The organism is Paracoccus aeridis (genome assembly GCF_004923205.2).
GTDB classification, from domain to species: domain Bacteria; phylum Pseudomonadota; class Alphaproteobacteria; order Rhodobacterales; family Rhodobacteraceae; genus Paracoccus; species Paracoccus aeridis.
The window spans coordinates 1-1,585 of sequence record NZ_SELD02000034.1 but is presented as its reverse complement, the minus strand read 5'-3'; the positions used below and the strand labels follow the sequence as shown (position 1 = coordinate 1,585).

Annotated in this window: 2 protein-coding genes; both read right to left on the bottom strand. The window is 62.2% G+C overall.

The genetic code is table 11. The annotated features are described in order from the left end of the window. Nucleotides 1-72: 72 nt before the first annotated feature. Nucleotides 73-1,014, bottom strand: coding sequence for a TniB family NTP-binding protein (locus ELI80_RS10475; protein WP_136651814.1), 942 nt, complete (start codon nucleotides 1,012-1,014; stop codon nucleotides 73-75). Further along, the coding region (locus ELI80_RS16445) for a hypothetical protein (protein WP_236641443.1) at nucleotides 1,011-1,585 on the bottom strand (575 nt) is incomplete at its 5' end. The genes ELI80_RS16445 and ELI80_RS10475, both read right to left, overlap by 4 nt.

Genomic DNA, 1,585 nt, shown 5'->3' with positions numbered 1-1,585 from the left:
GAGGAAAACGTTCCGCCCAGTCCTGACTAAATCAGCAGCCTGTTAATGGGAGGGGCTTTGTCGTCGTGAACATCAACGTGTCTCCCTTGAGAAGACCTGCCGCGCATCGACCCGGTAAAAATCGGGGATGACGAAAGGATTGAACGAATCGTCGCAGGCGGTCCGCAGGTGATAGGCGCGGGCAAAATCCTGCGGTGCCAGCTGATGGGCCCCCGTGAGGAAGGCCTGCTCGATGGCTGCCAGCGTCAGTTCGATGACCAGGCCGAACTGATTGGCTGCCGCGTGGATCAGCCGTTCGCCATGTGCCAATTCGGTAATGCGCGGGGCTGGCGGCAAGCCGGCGCGATTGCAGTAGTTCTCCACGAGATCCAGTACGTCACTGCCATGCGCAACGGGCGACAGACTGTTGAAGTGCACTGTCTGCATCCGCCGCGCCAGTTGAGGGTCGTGGTTCAGGATGTCTTCGAGTTCGGGCGTACCTGACAGGATGATCCCGACTGGCCAGTCGGGATCGGTCATGAGGGTTTTCAGCATCGAGGCCACGGCATTCAGCTCGTGCTTGGTGCCGCGCGAGGCGAGGTCCTGCGCCTCGTCCAGATGAACGAACAGCACCTGTCGCTCTTTCAGGTGATGCCGGACCAGATCCCAGATGTACCAGGCCTGCCGTTCCGAACCGATCTGATAGCCCAAGGCGCGCAGCAAGGTGTAACCGACGAATTTCAACGTCGTCGGCGACGGTACGCGAAGGCTGATGATGGGCGCATCCCAGTGGCGGGGCGTTGACAGCTGTTGACCAACGCCCGCGAGCAGGTGGTTCATAGCCGCGCTTTTGCCGGTGCCCGACGGGCCGGACAGGGCGAGCCCGTGAGCTTCGCTGGACCGTCCCGCGTCAAGATCGGACAGGCGCTTGGCGAGCAACATGGCGAAGCGCGCCTCCAGCGGCTCGAACCGCTCGTGGTGGATAAAGTGGTCCCGCAGCGGCCACTTTCTCGGCGGCGTTACGAATGATGTCATTGCTCATCGTCAAATCTCCACCGGTTCCGGCGTTCACGCGCGGGGGGTGATTGGTCCTGATGGTCAGGCAGGATCTCGGATGGCCCACCTGCATGCGGCACAACGTGGATGCCGTCAGCGAGAGGATCAGAGGATCGTTGGGCATGCCCGAGGCGCTCGGCGTCGGAGCGCAGGGGGTAATGCAGTGCGGACTGATTGCGCTCCACGTCCAGATCGGTGACATGGAACGGCGTCAGTTCACGCAGGGCGAACGCACGACGATTGATTTCCGAAATCCGTTCGATCGCCCGGCGGACCATAGGCGCGTCCAATTCGGCGTCCCGCCGGTGTTTGATACGGAGCGTCCGGGTGGCCTCCTGAAGCTCGTCATAGCTGACACCATCGAAGCCACCCTGGTTGGCGATGGCGGGACGCCAGGTCGCGCCAACCTTGACGGCAATCCAGCCCATATCCCGCAGATCGGTGCGGATTTCGACACTACGGACGGGCGCATGCAGAAAAGCCTCGCGCAAAGCCCCGCAGCTAGTAAGCGTCCGGCGTAGGCGCCTACTTCTTCCGAGGTTGCCACCGT